At 41.9% G+C, this 17,285-nt stretch carries 18 protein-coding genes; 11 read left to right on the forward strand and 7 right to left on the reverse strand.

Features of this window, described 5'->3' with window-relative positions:
- The first annotated feature begins 87 nt into the window (after window positions 1–87).
- Window positions 88–642 (forward strand): menaquinone-dependent protoporphyrinogen IX dehydrogenase, encoded by a 555-nt coding sequence (gene hemG, locus AN944_RS15205; protein ID WP_055025494.1) that lies wholly within the window; start codon window positions 88–90, stop codon window positions 640–642.
- A 522-nt stretch (window positions 643–1,164) separates the two neighbouring features.
- On the opposite strand, the gene AN944_RS15210 is transcribed toward hemG, so the two are convergent.
- Genes AN944_RS15210 through def form a run of 5 tightly spaced genes read right to left on the reverse strand, consistent with a single transcriptional unit; the run spans window position 1,165 to window position 6,832 of the window.
- Window positions 1,165–2,607: a TrkH family potassium uptake protein gene (locus AN944_RS15210; RefSeq protein WP_055025495.1), complete on the reverse strand. Its 1,443-nt coding sequence runs from the start codon at window positions 2,605–2,607 to the stop codon at window positions 1,165–1,167.
- A 6-nt stretch (window positions 2,608–2,613) separates the two neighbouring features.
- Window positions 2,614–4,023, reverse strand: coding sequence for a Trk system potassium transporter TrkA (gene trkA / locus AN944_RS15215; protein WP_055025496.1), 1,410 nt, complete (start codon window positions 4,021–4,023; stop codon window positions 2,614–2,616).
- A gap of 30 nt (window positions 4,024–4,053) precedes the next feature.
- On the reverse strand, window positions 4,054–5,337 hold the full coding sequence (gene rsmB, locus AN944_RS15220; protein ID WP_055025497.1) for a 16S rRNA (cytosine(967)-C(5))-methyltransferase RsmB: 1,284 nt from the start codon (window positions 5,335–5,337) through the stop codon (window positions 4,054–4,056).
- Window positions 5,337–6,311, reverse strand: coding sequence for a methionyl-tRNA formyltransferase (gene fmt / locus AN944_RS15225; protein ID WP_055025498.1), 975 nt, complete (start codon window positions 6,309–6,311; stop codon window positions 5,337–5,339). The genes rsmB and fmt overlap by 1 nt, the downstream gene beginning before the upstream one ends.
- Window positions 6,312–6,319: 8 nt before the next feature.
- Entirely contained in the window at window positions 6,320–6,832 is a 513-nt protein-coding gene (gene def / locus AN944_RS15230; protein WP_055025499.1) for a peptide deformylase, read from the reverse strand.
- 135 nt (window positions 6,833–6,967) lie between these two features.
- Here def and AN944_RS15235 point away from each other — a divergent pair, with 135 nt between their 5' ends.
- The 6 genes from AN944_RS15235 (at window position 6,968) to hemF (ending at window position 11,977) form a co-directional block, all read left to right on the forward strand.
- A complete protein-coding gene (locus AN944_RS15235; protein ID WP_055025500.1) occupies window positions 6,968–8,062 on the forward strand; it encodes a LysM peptidoglycan-binding domain-containing protein in 1,095 nt (364 codons plus the stop codon).
- Between the two features lie 84 nt (window positions 8,063–8,146).
- On the forward strand, window positions 8,147–9,160 hold the full coding sequence (dprA, locus tag AN944_RS15240) for a DNA-processing protein DprA (protein ID WP_055025501.1): 1,014 nt from the start codon (window positions 8,147–8,149) through the stop codon (window positions 9,158–9,160).
- 2 nt (window positions 9,161–9,162) lie between these two features.
- Entirely contained in the window at window positions 9,163–9,636 is a 474-nt protein-coding gene (locus AN944_RS15245) for a DUF494 family protein (RefSeq protein ID WP_055025502.1), read from the forward strand.
- 150 nt (window positions 9,637–9,786) lie between these two features.
- A complete protein-coding gene (locus tag AN944_RS15250) occupies window positions 9,787–10,350 on the forward strand; it encodes a type I DNA topoisomerase (RefSeq protein ID WP_055025503.1) in 564 nt (187 codons plus the stop codon).
- A gap of 129 nt (window positions 10,351–10,479) precedes the next feature.
- Window positions 10,480–11,046 carry an L-threonylcarbamoyladenylate synthase gene (locus AN944_RS15255; RefSeq protein WP_055025504.1) on the forward strand — a complete coding sequence of 189 codons (567 nt, stop codon included), beginning with the start codon at window positions 10,480–10,482 and terminating at the stop codon, window positions 11,044–11,046.
- 10 nt (window positions 11,047–11,056) lie between these two features.
- Window positions 11,057–11,977 (forward strand): oxygen-dependent coproporphyrinogen oxidase, encoded by a 921-nt coding sequence (gene hemF / locus AN944_RS15260; RefSeq protein ID WP_055025505.1) that lies wholly within the window; start codon window positions 11,057–11,059, stop codon window positions 11,975–11,977.
- Here hemF and AN944_RS15265 read toward each other — a convergent pair.
- Complete coding sequence (locus tag AN944_RS15265) at window positions 11,974–12,411, reverse strand: group II truncated hemoglobin (protein ID WP_055025506.1); 438 nt, start codon at window positions 12,409–12,411, stop codon at window positions 11,974–11,976. The two genes, hemF and AN944_RS15265, sit on opposite strands and share 4 nt — an antisense overlap.
- A 195-nt stretch (window positions 12,412–12,606) precedes the next feature.
- Between AN944_RS15265 and AN944_RS15270 the strand changes: the two genes are divergently transcribed.
- The 4 genes from AN944_RS15270 to AN944_RS15285 are packed head-to-tail and all read left to right on the forward strand — an operon-like array spanning window position 12,607 to window position 16,382.
- On the forward strand, window positions 12,607–14,001 hold the full coding sequence (locus tag AN944_RS15270; protein WP_055025507.1) for an amidohydrolase: 1,395 nt from the start codon (window positions 12,607–12,609) through the stop codon (window positions 13,999–14,001).
- 11 nt (window positions 14,002–14,012) lie between these two features.
- A complete protein-coding gene (locus tag AN944_RS15275; RefSeq protein ID WP_372037780.1) occupies window positions 14,013–15,248 on the forward strand; it encodes an amidohydrolase family protein in 1,236 nt (411 codons plus the stop codon).
- A 46-nt stretch (window positions 15,249–15,294) separates the two neighbouring features.
- Entirely contained in the window at window positions 15,295–16,110 is an 816-nt protein-coding gene (aroE, locus tag AN944_RS15280; protein ID WP_055025508.1) for a shikimate dehydrogenase, read from the forward strand.
- Window positions 16,111–16,121: 11 nt separating this feature from the next.
- On the forward strand, window positions 16,122–16,382 hold the full coding sequence (locus AN944_RS15285; protein WP_055025509.1) for a DUF1488 domain-containing protein: 261 nt from the start codon (window positions 16,122–16,124) through the stop codon (window positions 16,380–16,382).
- A gap of 21 nt (window positions 16,383–16,403) precedes the next feature.
- On the opposite strand, the gene AN944_RS15290 is transcribed toward AN944_RS15285, so the two are convergent.
- On the reverse strand, window positions 16,404–16,955 hold the full coding sequence (locus tag AN944_RS15290) for a gamma carbonic anhydrase family protein (RefSeq protein ID WP_055025510.1): 552 nt from the start codon (window positions 16,953–16,955) through the stop codon (window positions 16,404–16,406).
- Window positions 16,956–17,285 lie beyond the last annotated feature (330 nt).

Raw genomic sequence — 17,285 nt, forward strand, 5'->3', positions numbered from 1 at the left:
ACGTTTCTAATTTGTGATCAAAGAGCACGATTGAATCGCCTTTTTTTGCCACAATAATATTCCAATAGAGCAACAATCGGTGTGCAAATGGCAAAAACATTAGTGATTTATTACTCAAGAGGCGGGCATACAGCCCAAATCAGTCGCGCGATAGCTGAGCAAATTGTTCTGAGTGGTCATCAGTGCGATGTCGTTAATATTCTTGATAATAATCATGCTGATATTGATTGGAATAGCTATGATGCAATCGCACTTGGTGCTTGTGTGCTTTATGGTTCATATCATAAGTCGGTATTTGAATTTGTTAGTCGTTATCAAACTGAGCTAAGTAGCAAGCCGAACAGTTTTTTCTGTGTAAACGTAGTGGCGCGCAAGCCTGAAAAACGCATTCCTGAAAACAACAAATACCTACAAAAGTTCATGGAACTTTCACCTTGGAAACCACAAGATGTGAAAATCATCCCTGGTAAAGTCAATTACCCTTCATGGACTTGGTACGACAGTTTGGCGATTCGTCTAATCATGAAGATAACCGATGGACCAACCGATCCGACAAGTGTGATTGATTATACAGATTGGGATGATGTCAAAGTCTATGGTGACCATATTGTCAGTTTGATTGCTAGCGAGGCGGTCAGTTAACATTGAGTCATGAAACTCTAAAGCCTTAATGAAAATTAAGGCTTTTTTATTGGCTTTATACTAATCAGTAGCGCCAAACTCAGGAGCGAATAACACGGCAACCGTGACTTTAAAGCCTCAATAAAGATTAAGTTTTTTTATTGGGCTTTATACTAATCAGTCGCGCCAAACTCAGGAGCGAATAACACGGCAACCGTGACTTTAAAGCCTCAATAAAGATTAAGTTTTTTATTGGCTTTACACTAATCAGTAGCGCCAAAAATCAGGAGCGAATAACTCGGCAACTGTGACTTTAAAACCTCAATAAAGATTCAGTTCTTTTTATTGGCTTTATACTAATCAGTCGCGCCAAAACTCAGGAGCGAATAACACGGCAACCGTGACTTTAAAGCCTCAATAAAGATTAAGTTTTTTTATTGGCTTTATACTAATCAGTAGCGCCAAAAATCAGGAGCGAATAACACGGCAACCGTGACTCAAAGTCTTAATGAAGGCTAGGTTGTTTTATTGACTTTATACTCATCAGTAGCGCCAAAACTTAGGGGCGAATAACACAGCTACCGTGATAATTTCTAGACGGCCTAAAAGCATGCCAAATGCTAATGCCCACTTAGCGATATCTGGTAGGCTTGAAAAGTTACCTGCAGGCCCAATAACAGGGCCAAGTCCTGGGCCGACATTGGTGACTGCTGTGATCGCGCCTGTAATACTGGTTACGGCATCTAACCCTGAAAGCACTAATGTAATCGCTAATAAGAGTATCACCAGAAAAAACAACATTATAAACGCCATAATTGAGCGAATAATATCGTTATCTATGGTGCGTTTGTTATAGCGTTTTTTGATGACTGCTTGAGGATGAAACTGCTGTGTAAGCTGTTGATACATTACTTTAAGAGAGATTTGAAAGCGAAATATTTTTATTCCGCCCGAGGTGGAGCCTGAGCAACTACCGACAAACATTAAAAACAAAAAAGTTAAACTGGCAACGGCGCCCCAAGCTTGGTAATCAGTTAACCCATAACCCGTTGTGGTGACCACTGAAACCACATTAAAGCTGGCTAATCTTAATGCATCTAAATAAGGCATATCGGCGCTAAACCAAAGCCAAGTACCTAAGCTAACAGAAACAAAGCTAATAAATTTAAGGAACCCTTTTACTTGTTCATCATCCCAAATTTTCATCGACCGTTGCTGTAGGGATTGAACAAACATTAGTAAAGGCAACCCCCCAGCCGCCATAAAGACCACCGCAATCCAGTGCGCGGAAGCTGAAAATGAAGACATCGAACTATCTGATGTGGAATAGCCGCCAGTAGAAAGCGTTGTCATGGCATGGTTAATGGCTTCAAACCAGTGCATTCCTGATGTGTGATATGCCATTGCACATATAACGGTGAGCACAAGGTAAACCTTGAATAGGTGTTTTGCCATGTGTTGAGTACGGGGAGTTGCTTTATCGCCCCAGTCTGATGATTCAGTGCGAAATAATCGCATACCACCGACATTTAAAAACGGCAAAATGGCCACAGCCATAACAATAAAGCCTATCCCCCCAAGCCACTGCAAGAGCGAACGCCAAATTAAAATGCTGTGGTCCATGTTATCAAGACCGGATAATACGGTTGAGCCAGTAGTGGTGATACCTGACATGGTTTCAAAAAAGGCATCGGTATAGTTTATGCCGTGATAAAGGGTAAAAGGTAAGGCGGCAAACAAACTGACAATTAACCATGTGACTGTGGTTAAAAAGAACATATCACGAATGTTGAGGTTGATTTTTCTACTGTGGCCACTTTGAATACATAAAATGGCAATTAGGCCAGTAAATAACCCGGACATCATAAAGTCGCCGATGGTTTCTTCATGATAAAACAATGCAAAAGCCATTGGCACCAGCATAAAGCCGGTGAGAATCGACAGGAATATGCCAACAACAAAGAGTAGCGGCTTAATATTCAGCATGGGCTGTTAAAAGAAAAACGCACTCGGTTGGAATAGCTTTTCTACATCGCCAATGAATTTTTTATTCACTAAGAATAAAATCACATGATCTCCTTCTTCAATGATGGTTTTATCGTGGCCCATGATCACTTCATCATTACGCACAATTGCGCCAATGGTCGTTCCGGGTGGCAGTTTGATATCGCTGATTTGCTTGCCGACAACTTTAGAGGTTGATGAGTTACCATGAGCAATTGCTTCAATTGCTTCTGCTGCACCACGGCGTAATGAATACACATTACAAATGTCGCCTTGACGAATATGGGTTAGTAAGGCTGAAATGGTGGTTTGTTGTGGCGAGATGGCAATATCGATATTCGCTTCTTGAACGATATCAACATAGGCTTCACGCTGAATAAGCACCATGACTTTTTTGGCGCCCATTCGTTTTGCTAATAGTGCCGACATGATATTGGCTTCATCATCATTGGTGACGGCAATAAACACATCGGTTTGATCAATATGTTCTTCAAGGAGTAGCTCTTGATCAGAGGCATCACCATTGAATACTGTGCAGTTTTCAAGTTTCTCGGATAAGCTTTCTGCTCGCTCTAGACTGTGTTCAATCAGTTTTACTGAATGATTTTTTTGTAAACGTTTAGCTAGGCCTAAACCAATATTACCGCCACCAGCAATCATGATGTTGCGGTAAGAGTTATCCAGCTTTTGCATTTCGCTCATCACGGCACGGACATGTCGAGTGTCGGCGACAAAAAACACTTCGTCATCGGCTTCGATAATCGTGGTGCCTCGTGGCATGATCGCTTTGCCTTTGCGGAAAATAGCCGCAACTCGGGTATCAATATTCGGCATGTGTTCGCGTAAAGCTGCAAGGGCATTCCCCACTAACGGGCCGCCGTAATAGGCCTTTACGGCAACTAAGCTAAGCTTACCTTTCGCAAACTCAAGGACTTGTAGCGCTCCAGGGTACTGCACCAAACGTTCAATATAAGCTGTGACGAGTTGCTCTGGTGCAATCAGTTCATCAATGACAAATCCACCACGTGTTTTGGTATCACTGCCTTTAACTTCGGTATTAATGAAGAGTTTTTCTTGAAGGTCTAAATAGGCTTCTGAGCGGATACGAGCGATTTTAGTAGGGGTACCAAATAAGCTGTAGGCAATATGACAAGCTGCCATATTGCATTCATCACTATTGGTCACAGCAATGAGCATATCAGCATCTTCTGCGCCGGCCTTTTTCAAGGTGCTCGGGTGAGCACCGTGGCCAATAACCGTTTGTAAGTCGAACTTATCTTGTAAATATTTAACTCGAGTACGGTCATTATCAACAAGGGTAATATCGTTATTCTCACCGACAAGGTTCTCGGCTAGGGTACCGCCGACTTGTCCTGCGCCTAAAATAATAATCTTCATTACTGTGCTGGTATCCCTGCTATAACACGCTTAAATCGCTTTAATCAAACGGGCGTAATAAAAACCGTCCATATTGTTTTGTCCTGGTAAAATCTGCCAGCCGATATCATCTGCAGATGGCTGTTGTGCAATCGGATCAAGCGTTGCATCTGGTGTACGTTGTAAAAACTGCTCTATTTGCTGACGATTTTCTTGAGGCAAGATAGAGCAAGTGGCATATAGCATGGTGCCGCCAGGTTTTAACCACTTCCAACAATGATCAATAATCTGTTGCTGTAATAGTGCTAATTCTTCAATATCTGCATTTTTACGTAGCCACTTAATATCAGGATGACGACGGATAACCCCTGTTGCTGAGCAAGGGGCATCTAATAAAATACGATCAAATTTCTCACCTGACCACCAACTGTCAATATCTGCAGCATCACCATGAATAACTTGCGCTTTTAATTGCAGTCTGTCTAGATTTTGTTGCACTCGCTCGAGACGTTTTGCGTCAAAGTCGACGGCAACCATAGAAATACTTGGTTCGCACTCTAGGGTATGACAGGTTTTACCGCCAGGGGCTGCACAAGCATCAAGAATGAGTTCATTGGCTTTTGGTGCGAGTAAGGTTGCTGCCCACTGTGCTGCGCCGTCTTGCACCGATGCAGCGCCATCAGCAAAGTTCGGTAGTTGCATGACATCTTTTGGACTTGCTAGAAAAATGGCGTCATCACTATCACCAGCTGTTGCTTCAATATCTTGCTCTGCTAATCGTGCTAAATATTCTTCACGAGTTTGAGATAATTGGTTATTGCGAAGCCACATAGGTGGGCGCTGGTGGCTTTGCTCAATAATATCCGCCCAATTATCTGGGTAGGCACTTTTAAGGCGCTTAATAAACCATGCTGGCGTGTTGTACTTTAATGTGTCGTTATCTGTATTTAAGGGTGCCTCTTTACGCTGAATATTACGTAACACGCCATTAATGACTTTAACCAGACCATCAAACTTCATTTGACGACAGGCTTCAGCGGTTTCTGAAATGGCTGCATGAGCAGGAATACGAGTAAAGTAAAGCTGGTAACAACCAACCAATAACAGCTGGTGCAATACACGCTGTTTTCCCTTAAAGGGTTTACTTAAGCAGTCACTAACACATTTATCTAGCTGAGGAAGTTGGCGCATTACGCCATAACAAAGTTCTGCCAATAAGGCTTTATCTTTGCCATTTTGTAAATGCTGCTGTTGCTCTGGTAGGGCAACCGATAATGAAATGCCTTTTTCTAGTACGTTAAAAATGGCTTTTGCCGCTAGCGCTCTCACATTCATTATTGTGCTGCCTCTGTTTTATCTTCAGGACAAATAAAGCAAGTGCCTTGGCTAAACCAATCAGCACGAGAATTTAAAATGTCCGCGACAGGCATTTGTTTTTTCCCAGGTAGTTGCATGACTTGTAGTTGCAGACTTCCTTCACCTGTAGCAACGGTAATACCTTGTTTAGTGCTGTCGATAATGGTGCCAGGTTCTGCAGCAACGTTATCAAGTGTATATTGAGCCTGCCAAACTTTTATCGTATTGCCTTGATGAGTGAAGTGGCTTGCTGGCCAAGGGTTAAAAGCACGAATTTCTTGCCATAATTGTTTGGCGGGTTTACGCCAATCAATCTGCGCTTCTTCTTTTGATAGCTTTTCTGCGTAATTAGCTAATGCTTCATCTTGTTTCTCAGCGGTAATCGAACCATCACTGATACCGACTAAAGCTTGAACTAAGGCTTGAGGACCTTGCTCTGCAAGTTTGCTGTATAAAGTGGCTGAAGTGTCAGTATCTTCGATTGGTAGCGAAGTTTTTAATAACATGTCACCCGTATCTAAGCCGATGTCCATCTGCATAATCGTGACACCTGTTTCAGTGTCACCTGCCCACAAAGCTCGTTGAATAGGTGCTGCACCACGCCAACGAGGTAAGATGGAGCCATGAACGTTAATACAACCTAGTTTAGGTGTATCTAATACTATCTTGGGTAAGATCAAACCATAAGCAACCACAACCATGATATCGGCGTTAAGCGACGCTAATTCTGCTTGAGCGTCTTCTTTACGTAATGATGCTGGTTGAAAAACAGGAATGTTGTTAGCTACGGCAAGCTGTTTTACAGGACTTGCTTGTAACTTTTTCCCTCGCCCAGCAGGTCTGTCCGGTTGAGAATAGACTGCAATGACATTATGCTCAGAATTAATGAGTGCTTGCAGATGCAATGCGGCAAAGTCTGGCGTACCAGCAAAGATAATATTTAACGGTTTCAAATGGAGTCCTATGCTTCTTTAGCTGCTAAACGCGCTTCTTTTTCAAGCTTTTTCTTAATGCGATCACGTTTCATTTTAGACAAGTAATCTACAAATAGTTTGCCTTGTAAGTGATCCATTTCATGTTGCAGACAAATAGCGAACAGGTCATCAGCTTCAACAGTGAACTCTTCACCGTGACGATCTAATGCTTTTAATGTTACAAATTCAGCACGGTCAACTTTGGCGTAAACACCAGGTACCGATAAACAGCCTTCTTCATTCGTAAAGTCGCCGCTTTTCGCTACGATTTCAGGATTAATGAAAATGGTTGGGCGTTCAACATCGTCTTGTAAATCCATCACAATTAATTGCTGGTGGAAATCAACTTGGGTTGCTGCTAAACCAATGCCTTTTTCTTCGTACATTGTTTCAAGCATGTTATCTATTTGAGTCTGTAGAGCGTCACCAAAATCGGTGACAGGCTTGGCTACAGTGCGTAATCTTTCATCTGGAAAACGTAAAACTTTTAATAATGGCATATATAAACTCTTAACAAGTCTGTCAAATTTCAGCCAGTTAGCTATACTGGCTAAGTTAATGGGTTAATTTTAATCCTTACTGACCATCAATAACAGCAAAAGCTCTAATAAAGAGCTAAACACATGGAATGAACCATGAAACGGATATTTTTACTCGCGTTTTTGTTACTTAGTACACTGTTTGTTAATGCAGATACATTAACATTAAAATCTGGGCACCCCGATTCTTACATCGTTAAGAAAGGTGACACTCTTTGGGATATCTCGGCATTTTTCCTAGAGGACCCTTGGCGCTGGCCTAAATTATGGGGCGCTAACCCGCAGATTGCTAACCCACATCTTATTTATCCAGGTGATCGACTGACCCTTGTCTTTATCGATGGTCAACCTCGCTTGGTACATAAACAGCATATCAAAAAAGGTCCAGAAGGGCGTATTAGTTCAAAAGGTGGCCCGATCCCTGCGATTGACCTTTCACTCATTCAACCTTATTTGGTACAAAACCGCGTTGTCGATCCTGAGTGGTTTGAAGGCTTACCGATGATTTTAGGTGGTGAGAGTCCATCTCGTCATCATGTGATGAATGATATTGTATATATCAATGCGAATTTACCATTAGGGCAAAAGTTAGCAGTGTATCAAGAGGGGCGTGAGTTTCTTGATAAGGAAACCAGTGATACTTTGGGCCAAGAAATTATTTTAACGGCAAGTGGCCGTGTGACTGAGTCCGGCGACATTTCTAAGGTTCAACTGTTAAGTAATTGGCGTGAATCAAAAGCTGGCTTTAAAGTTGCGCCTGTAGAAGATGAAGCCTTGATGTCTGCTTATTTTATTCCTAAGGCTGCGCCAGAAGGTGTACCTGCAAATGTCATTGCTATAGAAAAGGACATTCGTGAAGTTGGTAAGTTGGATATTGTTTACTTAGACAAAGGTGAGCAAGACAATATTGAAACAGGTCATGTGTTTGCGATATATCGAAATGGTGAGCAAATCGTCATTAATGGTGATGGTGTTCCTGTTCCAACGTTAGATCGCACTGCTTATGATAGCTTAAAAGCGAAGATTTCAGATGATGAAGTCTTCACTATGCCTGACGTATACCACGGTAAATTAATGGTATTTAAAGTGTTTGAAAAAACCAGTATGGGAATTGTTATTGCTAACGAGCATCCTGTAAGAGTGGACGACAAGTTAATTACACCAAAAACAACGGATTTACGAGGCGAATAAATCTCTGAAAAGCTGGTCGATTGGCTAGTTGTTTGTGCAGTATCCGGGCTAGGACCCGCCCGGATTCAACAATTATTAACTCAAATGGATGTTGAGGAATTAAGACAACGTTTAGAGTTCGAAAAGCAGTCTTTGCCGCTATCGGCAAAGCTGCTTTCACAATGTCAGATAGACTTTGATAAAGTTGATGCCGCGCTGGATTGGCAGCAACAATCCTCCAACCACCATATCCTGTGCCTTTCCGATCCGGAATATCCTGCATTACTGAAGCAAATCTCAGATCCTCCCTCAGTGCTTTTTGTGAAAGGTCAGTTAGAAAGTTTGCTGTTGCCATCTATTGGCATGGTTGGCAGTCGAAATGCAACAGTAGGTGGATTAAACATTGCCAATGCACTTGCTGGTGAGCTTGTAAGTCTAGGCTTTTCTATTACAAGCGGTATGGCAACAGGGATTGATGGCGCCGCTCATAAAGCGGCGCTAGGGCATCAAGCCGTAACGGTGGCTGTATTGGGCACTGGGGTAGAATGCATTTACCCCAAAAGGCACAGTAATTTGTATCACCAAATACAAGACTCTGGTTGTGTAATAAGTGAATATTGGCCAAATATAGGTCCGTTTGCAGGAAACTTTCCTAAACGTAATCGAATTATTAGTGGTTTATCATTAGGGTCGATTGTGGTTGAGGCAACGCGTAAAAGTGGCTCACTTATTACCGCTAGGCTGGCGATGGAGCAGAACCGAGAAGTGTTTGCTGTACCAGGCTCAGTGGCTGGTGGATACAGTCAAGGTTGTCATGATTTGTTAAAGAATGGGGCTAAATTGGTTGAATGTGCGGCGGATGTTGTTGAAGAATTGTCCACAATGATCAGCTTTCACCTTGAAGATGTCGCTAATCGTCACCATATAGAAGATAATACAACAAATTTGCCATTTTCTACGCTGTTAGCTAGTGTAGGTTATGAGACTACCAGTTTAGATTCGGTAGTTGAGCATAGCGGGAAGTCGATAGATCTGGTGTTAGTTGAAATGCTTGAACTTGAATTGCAGGGCTGGGTTGCGCAAGTGCCTGGTGGTTACGTCAGACTAGAGAGGAGATAACCATGTTTGATATCCTCATGTATCTTTTTGAGAACTATGTTCACAGTGAAGTTGAGCTATTAGTTGACGAAGATGAACTTACCAAAGAGCTAACTCGAGCAGGGTTCCATCAGGCTGATATTTTAAAAGCCTTATCGTGGTTAGAACGTTTAGCTGATTTGCAAGAAAGCGATAAGCCTTACTTGTGTAATCATGCTCAACAGTCATTTCGTATATACACAAAAGATGAAATGGCAAAACTGGATGTTGAAAGCCGAGGCTTTTTATTGTTCTTAGAACAAATCCAAGTATTGAGTGTTGAGACTCGTGAGATGGTGATTGACCGAGTGATGGCACTTGATGAAACGAGCTTGATTTTAGAAGATTTAAAATGGGTTGTTCTGATGGTGCTATTTAATGTGCCAGGGAATGAATCCGCTTATGAGCAAATGGAAGATCTTATTTTTGAGCAGCCAGATGGCCGATTACACTCATAAATAGTCGATTGTTTTGACCAAGTGATGAAAAGGGAGGCATAGCCTCCTTTTTTGATCTTGATATTTGCTACACTAGTCTTGAGAGTTATTTATATCATAGCCTTATGACTGCAGTTTTCTATTGCAGTCATGGTTTGAGTTGAGAGCGACATGTCTAAAATTGATCAACAATTATTTACTGTGCATGAACATGCTTTAGAAAAAGAGTTTGAACTCTGCCCTAAGTGTGGCTGCGAATTATCAGTTAAAAACAGTAAACATGGTGGCTTTGTTGGTTGTAATAATTACCCGACATGTGATTTTACTCGACCATTAGTGCAACATGAATCTATTGAAACTCAGGTGATCGAAGGTTCAGAATGCCCAGAGTGTGGCTGTGAACTTGCTGTCAAATCAGGTCGATTCGGGATTTTTATCGGTTGTACTAATTACCCTGAGTGTAAACATATCGAAAAACATGATCATGATGCAGAAGCAGAAGTGATTAGCTGTCCTCATTGTAAAAAAGGTCACTTAGAGTCTCGAACAAGTCGTTATGGTAAAACCTTCTTTGCTTGTAATACGTACCCTAAATGCAAATACCTAGTGAACTATCCGCCTCATAATGAAACCTGTCCAGAGTGTGACTTTGGAATACTTGTTGAGCGCAAAGGCGCCGCAGGTAGCCGATTAGAATGCCCACAAAAAAGTTGTAAATATAAACGGCCTATATAACGGCGGGATGTCTATTTTGGGTTTGCCATAAGTAAACTCGTTGCTTCACCATAATCGTATATCAGCAATTGTTCATATCTACAGAGTCTGTATAATTTGTCTTTAATTTATATAGGTTAAAGGTTTTTTATGCAGCTGTTGAACGCATCTGAAGTCGCTGAAGTGTATGCCCAAGGTGGGGTTATTGCCTATCCAACAGAAGCTGTTTACGGCTTAGGTTGCGATCCTGATAATCTTAAAGCCATTCAAAAGCTCCTCGATATTAAACAGCGTCCTTGGCAAAAAGGTTTGATTCTGGTTGCCAGTGACTTTCAACAGTTAGTACCTTATATCGATGAGTCAAAGTTAACCACTGCCCAACTTGAGTTTGCTTTCAGCAAATGGCCTGGGCCATTTACCTTTGTGATGCCAATAAAGCCAGGCGTTAGTAAATTACTTTGCGGTCAATTTGATTCCATTGCTGTTCGTGTTTCTTCGCACCCAGTAGTCAGAGCTTTATGCGATACCGTTAACAAGCCTTTTGTATCAAGCAGTGCCAATATTGCGGGTCATGATCCCGCGATGTCAGCTGCTGAAATTGAGCATACTTTCTCTAACGATATTACAGCGCTGGTCGTGGGTGAGTTAGGTTCACAACGCCAGCCTTCGACAATTATTGATGCCCGTAGTGGTAAAGTATTACGTAATGGACAATAAGGATTTTGATATGGCACTACCTGATGCCTCAGTAGTAAAACAATATTTGTTATCACTTCAAGCAAGCATTTGTGAAGGCCTTGAAGCCTTGGATGGTAAAGCAACTTTTCAAGCCGAGTCATGGGAGCGTGCTGAAGGCGGTGGCGGCACCAGCAGAGTATTAACTAAAGGTAAAGTGTTTGAGCAAGCTGGAGTAAACTTCTCTCATGTTATGGGAGCGGCCATGCCTGCTTCTGCGACAGCACATCGCCCAGAATTAGCTGGACGCAGTTTTGAGGCCATGGGGGTATCGTTAGTCATTCACCCTAATAACCCGTTTATTCCGACGACGCATGCTAATGTACGTTTCTTTATTGCCCATAAAGATGGTGCCGATCCTGTTTGGTGGTTTGGTGGCGGATTTGATTTAACACCATATTACCCATTTGAAGAAGATGTGGTTTCTTGGCATCAAGCAGCGGCAGATATTTGCGCACCATTTGGTGAAGATGTCTATCCAAAATATAAGAAATGGTGTGATGAGTACTTTTTCTTACCACACCGAAATGAAACTCGCGGTGTTGGTGGATTATTTTTTGATGATCTAAACGAGCCTGGCTTTGAAAAGAGCTTTGAGTTTATGCAAGCGGTAGGCAGTGGTTTCTTAACGGCTTATGCGCCTATTGTCGAGCGAAATAAAGAACTTGAATATAACGATGATGAACGCCAGTTTCAGCTATACCGCCGTGGGCGCTATGTTGAGTTCAATTTAGTATATGACCGAGGTACCTTGTTTGGTTTGCAAACTGGTGGTCGCACCGAATCGATATTGATGTCGATGCCACCACTGGTGCGTTGGGAGTATGGCTTTACGCCAGAAGAAGATTCGCAAGAGGCTGAGTTGTACGAACGCTACCTTAAACCACAAGATTGGTTACAACTCGAAAGTTAGTCTTTATTACGCATGTTGTTAGCTAGAGTTGAAATAGCCTGAAATATCACTTGTTGATGTTCAGGCTTTTTTATTGCCTTGATAATGGCTTGTTCCATACAGGTAAGCCATTGTTCAACCATCGCTTGATCAATGGCAAACGGCATGTGCCTTGCTCTTAATGCTGGGTGACCGTACTTTTGTTGATATAACTGAGGTCCACCTAACCAGCCGCTGAGAAACTCAAATAGTTTTTGTTCTGAATCAGCAATAGGTGCGCGATGGATGCTCAGCAATGACTGAGTATCTGGTCGTTGCTGCATTTGTTGATAAAAATAACGGGCAATCAAGCGGATTGTTTTTTCGCCGCCAATAAGATCGTAGGCATTCGACTGCGATGGACCTCTATCATCAGTTTGTGGTTTGCTGGCAAAAAGTTTTTTAAACCAATTCATTATTAAGCTTTGCTAAGTAAAGTAGTTTTGGATTATAGCGGGATTTCTTACCTGACAGTATGTATGAATGATTCGAAAAGTAACACTTTGTTAATGTTTTGCTACAAATCTTATCAAGCATTGGCTGTATTTCCCTGCTTAACCTCGTTAAATTATACCGTGTCGGTTAATAACAATAATAACAGGGAGTAAAACATGTCCAAATTTGCGCCGTCCTTGACGGTCATTGCAGTGTCAGTTGCTTTACTTGGGTGTAATCAAACCCAAAAGCAAGACCCTCAAGTCACGATTAACAAAAATCCATACCCAAGCACATATCAAGCCTTGCCTCGCAGTGCCACGTTACTCACTAATGCGACAGTATTAACAGGTAAAGGCGAAAAGCTTGAACAAGCAAATGTATTAATGGTGGATGGTAAGATTAAAGCTGTTGGTACTAACATTGCCGATGAGTTAGTTACTGGCGCAACTGTTATTGATGCAACCGATATGTGGATTACCCCAGGTATTATTGATGTGCATTCACATTTAGGGGTATACCCAAGCCCAAGTGCTGACGCTCATAGTGATGGCAATGAGGTGACTAATCCTAATACTGCAGAAGTTTGGGCTGAGCACAGCGTTTGGCCGCAAGACCCTGCCTTTAACCGTGCTCGAGAAGGCGGTGTGACCACGCTTCAGATTTTACCCGGCTCAGCGAACTTAATTGGTGGTCGTGGGGTTACACTTAAAAACACGCCATCTACCACGATGCAAGGAATGAAGTTTCCTGATGCTCCTTATGGTTTAAAAATGGCTTGTGGCGAAAACCCCAAAGGCGCGTACGGCAGAAAGCAAACTGTTGCACCAATGACGCGTATGGGCAATATGGCTGGTTACCGTCAAGCCTTTATTGAGGCGACTGAATATAAGCTAGCATGGGATAAATACGAAGCCGATTATGCTGCAGGTTTAAACCCTAAAGCCCCTGAACGTGATTTGACTTATGACACGTTAAAAGGCGTGTTAGAAGGAGAAATCCTAATCCATAACCATTGTTATAAAGCAGAAGAAATGGCAATGATGGTGGATTTAGGTAAAGAATTTAACTACCACTCAGGTACATTCCATCATGCAATTGAAGGTTACAAGATTGCCGACTTACTGGCAGAGAATGGTAACTGTGCTGCGATGTGGCCTGATTGGTGGGGCTTTAAAATGGAAGCTAACGACATGATCGTTGAAAACGTTGCCATGGTCGATGCTGTCAAAAATTCGTGTGCGGTAGTGCACTCTGACTCAAGCACCACTATTCAACGTCTTAATCAAGAGACAGCGAAAATCATGTATAGCGCCAATCAGCATGGTTTCAACTTAACAGAAGAGCATGTTATTAGCTGGATCACCTCAAATGCGGCTAAATCATTAGGAATTGCAGATAAAACCGGTTCACTGGAAGCGGGCAAAAATGCCGATGTTGTCATTTGGAATGGCAATCCATTCAGTGTTTACGCTCAAGCCGATAAAGTATTTATCGATGGCGCTAAGGTATTTGACCGTCAAGATGATGCGTACCGTGCAAAAAGTGACTTTATGCTAGGCCAACAATAAGGAGCAAGACATTGAAACATTTTAATTATTCACTCGTTGCTATCTCAATGCTTGCTGGATTACTGCCTGCGTTAGTACAAGCCGATACCCTTGCCGTGACTAACGCCAAGATTTATACCTCAACTGAGCAGGGTGTGCTTAGCAATGCCTCTGTCATTATAGAAGATGGTAAAATCATCCAGTTAAACCCAGATGTGGTAAATGCAGATATTATTATCGATGCCAAAGGCGGTATCTTAACCCCTGGCTTTATTGGAGCGATGAACCCGCTTGGTTTAGTCGAAGTGGGTCAGGAAAAAATGACCCGAGACACTAATGACAAAGCGGCTGACATGACGTTTGATCCAAGTTTAGCGTTTAACCCTAAAAGTGTTGCAATTCCATTCGCCCGAAAAGGTGGCATAACACGTAATATCGTCGCTCCTGGTGGCGGTGAAACCATATTTTCTGGGCAAACAATTGAAGTTACTCTCACCGGTGAGTGGGACAGTGTTGTCGCTACTGAACAAGCTTTGTTTGTGTCATTAGGCGCAAAACACGAAGGTTCTCGTATCATTGGTATGCAGAATCTGATTAATAAATTAGAAGAAGGTCAGAAAGCGCTCGCTAAATCTGATAAAGACGCCGATAAAACCCCAAGCAAAGAAGCGTTAATCATCAATGCAGTGTTAAGTGGTGACAAACCTGTTATTGCTTATGCCGATCGCGGTAGTGATATTTTGCAGCTGATTAAACTAAAGCAGCGTTTTAATATCGATTTAGTGTTGCTGCAAGCAGCTGACGCTGTTTTACTTGCAGATGAAATTGCTAAAGCCAAAATCCCTGTGGTTATGGATGCAATGCGAAACTTACCTGAAAGTTTTGATTCTTTGCATAATTCACTGGATAACGCTGGCAAATTGAGTAAAGCTGGCGTCAAAGTCGTGTTAGCCACTCCGGGTGATGCTCACAATAACTATGCATTACGTTACAGCGCAGGTAATGCGGTTGCTAATGGCATGAATTACGATGATGCTATGGCAGCGATAACCAGTAATGTTGCAGATACATTCCACTTAGAAGCGGGGCGTATTGCTGTCGGTATGCCTGCTGATATGGTGCTTTGGAGCGGCGATCCGTTTGAATACAGTAGCCATATTGAAAAAATGTGGATTGGCGGTGAAGAGCAAAGTACTGAAAGCCGTCAAGATGTATTGCGTGATCGCTATATGACAAAATCCTCAATGCCACAAGCTTATACTAAGTAGTGGTACATGAGATAAACCAAACGAGTTAATGAAAGAGAGAATATTAATGATCGATAAGTATGCTGTATTTGGCAATCCAATCGCACAAAGTAAGTCGCCATTTATACATACTGAGTTTGCAAAACAAACTCAGCAAGCAATTAGCTATCAAGCCATTCTTGCACCTGTCGATCAATTCTCTCAATCATTAATGGCTTTTTTTGCTAATGGCGGTAAAGGTGCGAATGTTACCGCACCTTTTAAAGAGCAAGCTTATGCTGCTTGTGATGAATTAAGTGAGTTAGCCAAACTTGCAGGTGCAGTCAATACACTCATCTATTTACCCAGCGGAAAAATACGAGGCGATAATACAGATGGGGTTGGGTTAGTGACTGATGTTATTCAGCACTTTGGTGATATTGCCAATAAGCAGGTTTTGCTTGTCGGTGCAGGTGGCGCAGCGAGAGGTTGCATAAAGCCTTTATTACAAGCAGGTGTCAGTTTAACAATATGTAACCGTACATGTAGTAAAGCTCAAAAACTAGCAGACTTATTTAATCAATTTGGAGATGTTAAAGCTAAATCGATTGAAGAGTTAGCCACATCCTTTGATCTAATTATTAATTCAACTTCAGCGGGACTCGCCGGAGAGCTAATCAAGTTACCGTCATGCATTATAGACTCTAACACTCAATGCTATGACATGTCTTATGGTGCTGAGGTGACGCTCTTTAATCAATGGGCGCTATCTCAAGGTGCAAATAAAGTAGCAGATGGTCTCGGTATGTTAGTTGGACAAGCTGCACACAGTTTTAATATTTGGCGCGGCGTGATGCCATCGACTCAAGCTGTGCATCAAGTTTTGCGGACTCAATTATCATAAGGCTGATAACGATGAATCAAAGTATCCTCTTTACTGATATTGTTGACTGGCACGATGCACAACAGAAATTATCACTTGTGGCACAGGTACAAGGTATGAATATTACTTGTATGATTAAGGCTGAAACCATTGAGAAACTGGCAGCAATAAAGATTGAAAATAGCCAGCAAGCGCTTGCTGCTTTCGAGCAAATCAGATTCGACATTGAAGATTTAGCAGAAGAGCTCATCGAATCTGAAGCATTCGATGAGCAAGGTATGATTCAACTATAATGACATGAACATAGAATCTGTTTAACTCGATTGTTGTAAATCGACCAAGTATTCATTTTTCAATCTGACATAGTTATCTGCTGACTGTGGTAAGAATGCCAATTCTTTTTCAGTTAATGGGCGTACCTGCTTACAAGGACTGCCAACATATAAAAAGCCACTTTGTAATACTTTACCTGGTGGAACTAATGACCCAGCACCTAATATCACATCATCCTCAATGATGGCTCCATCAAGAATAATAGCTCCCATTCCTACCAGCACACGATTTCCAACGGTACAACCATGAAGCATTGCTTTATGACCAATAGTGACATCATCACCGATTAACAGTGGATTACCTTCCGGGTTTGTTGGTGATTTTCGCGTTACATGTAAAACACTGCCATCTTGAACATTACTGCGCTTACCTATTTTAATTATATTCACATCACCACGCGCGGCGACCATTGGCCAAATACTCGCATCATGATCGAGTGTAATATCACCAACGATAACTGCTGCACTATCTATATAGACATTATCTGCCAATTTAGGGTGGATTCCTTGGTAAGAACGAATTGAGCTAAACATATAAAAATCCCTAATAAATGTAATTAGCTTAAGTATAAGGGCTAAAAGGCCATGTTTGCTGCTAAAAAAGCATAAAAAATAGCTGATTAGTTTAAATTCTCAGCAAGCGAACAGTAAAAGTGAATAATCTTTAAAAAAGCCCTTGCGCTGATTCAGAATCTCCCTATAATGCGCATCCACTGACACGGCGACAGGCCAACAGGCTCAACGTATCAGGGTTAATTGGAACGGTTTTTAAACCTACTAATTAACGGGCAGAAAAGAGTTTTTAAATTAGTTTAAAAAACGCTTGACGCCAACAACGGGAAGTGTAGAATACGCCTCCTCAAG

It is taken from the genome of Shewanella sp. P1-14-1 (genome assembly GCF_001401775.1).
Lineage (GTDB): Bacteria > Pseudomonadota > Gammaproteobacteria > Enterobacterales > Shewanellaceae > Shewanella > Shewanella japonica.

Coding starts and splice junctions, on each gene's coding strand:
- AN944_RS15265 (WP_055025506.1), bottom strand. CDS start 12,411: ATGAATTGGTTTAAAAAACTTTTTGCCAGCAAACCACAAACTGATGAT.
- trkA (WP_055025496.1), bottom strand. CDS start 4,023: ATGAAGATTATTATTTTAGGCGCAGGACAAGTCGGCGGTACCCTAGCC.
- AN944_RS15285 (WP_055025509.1), top strand. CDS start 16,122: ATGAATCAAAGTATCCTCTTTACTGATATTGTTGACTGGCACGATGCA.
- AN944_RS15245 (WP_055025502.1), top strand. CDS start 9,163: ATGTTTGATATCCTCATGTATCTTTTTGAGAACTATGTTCACAGTGAA.
- AN944_RS15210 (WP_055025495.1), bottom strand. CDS start 2,607: ATGCTGAATATTAAGCCGCTACTCTTTGTTGTTGGCATATTCCTGTCG.
- AN944_RS15290 (WP_055025510.1), bottom strand. CDS start 16,955: ATGTTTAGCTCAATTCGTTCTTACCAAGGAATCCACCCTAAATTGGCA.
- AN944_RS15270 (WP_055025507.1), top strand. CDS start 12,607: ATGTCCAAATTTGCGCCGTCCTTGACGGTCATTGCAGTGTCAGTTGCT.
- AN944_RS15250 (WP_055025503.1), top strand. CDS start 9,787: ATGTCTAAAATTGATCAACAATTATTTACTGTGCATGAACATGCTTTA.
- aroE (WP_055025508.1), top strand. CDS start 15,295: ATGATCGATAAGTATGCTGTATTTGGCAATCCAATCGCACAAAGTAAG.
- hemG (WP_055025494.1), top strand. CDS start 88: ATGGCAAAAACATTAGTGATTTATTACTCAAGAGGCGGGCATACAGCC.
- hemF (WP_055025505.1), top strand. CDS start 11,057: ATGGCACTACCTGATGCCTCAGTAGTAAAACAATATTTGTTATCACTT.
- dprA (WP_055025501.1), top strand. CDS start 8,147: ATGGATGTTGAGGAATTAAGACAACGTTTAGAGTTCGAAAAGCAGTCT.
- AN944_RS15255 (WP_055025504.1), top strand. CDS start 10,480: ATGCAGCTGTTGAACGCATCTGAAGTCGCTGAAGTGTATGCCCAAGGT.
- AN944_RS15235 (WP_055025500.1), top strand. CDS start 6,968: ATGAAACGGATATTTTTACTCGCGTTTTTGTTACTTAGTACACTGTTT.
- rsmB (WP_055025497.1), bottom strand. CDS start 5,337: ATGAATGTGAGAGCGCTAGCGGCAAAAGCCATTTTTAACGTACTAGAA.
- def (WP_055025499.1), bottom strand. CDS start 6,832: ATGCCATTATTAAAAGTTTTACGTTTTCCAGATGAAAGATTACGCACT.